The organism is Corynebacterium striatum ATCC 6940, from assembly GCF_000159135.1.
GTDB classification, from domain to species: domain Bacteria; phylum Actinomycetota; class Actinomycetes; order Mycobacteriales; family Mycobacteriaceae; genus Corynebacterium; species Corynebacterium striatum.
Genome location: NZ_GG667546.1, coordinates 1 through 738, shown reverse-complemented (window position 1 = coordinate 738; position 738 = coordinate 1). Strand labels below are relative to the sequence as shown.

The 738-nt window shown below is 56.2% G+C and carries 1 pseudogene; it reads right to left on the bottom strand.

The features are described 5' to 3' along the window. Positions 1-263: 263 nt before the first annotated feature. Positions 264-528: pseudogene (locus HMPREF0308_RS13760) on the bottom strand (transposase domain-containing protein); the annotation flags it as partial. Between the last annotated feature and the right edge of the window lie 210 nt (positions 529-738).

Below are 738 nucleotides of genomic sequence, written 5' to 3'. Positions count from 1 at the left end.
GGTACTGCGTCAATATGGCTTTCAATATGGAAACCATCCGGCGACAACACCACACTCACCACTTTCTGTAAACCTAAGGCTTAGACCCTGTTGTACATGTGTAAAACAATGTCTGGATCTACCCTATTTTACGCGCAACTTGCCGGCATGGATGCCCGTAACACTAGGGTGTACCCCAGAGCGCGAATCAGCATGGACCTATAAAGCGACTATCCTATACCGGTCTGGCCACCGGCGGTGATCGCCCGATAGAGGTAGCATCACCTGCCGCCGACTCGGATATAGGTCTCATCGACCCGCCAGGAACTGGCCTGGCAGTCAGGTACCTGCCGGTACCACCGTGTTTGCTTGTCCAGCTCAGGGGCGTATTTCTGGACCCAGCGGTAGATCGTGGTGTGATCGACCGGCACGCCCCGCTGAAGTCATCATTTCCTCCAGATCGCGGTAGCTCACCCCGTAGCGGCAGTACCACCGCACTGCCCATAGAATGATGTCACGGGGGAAATGACGACCGGAGAAGATACCCATGGCTGTGTGACTATTTCACGTCACTCTTCCTACTGCCCCAACTGTGCAACAGCACCAATAAACTGGCGCCCCGGTTATAAGTTGGGGCGCCAAGTCGATGTGCTCGAGTCGGGGGATGTTAGTGGCCGGTGTCAAGCCGGCCAGACAGTCGGTTCAGCCGGTCCTGACTGGGGCCGTCGAGCCCGATAATGGACACGGTTTTGCCTCTGT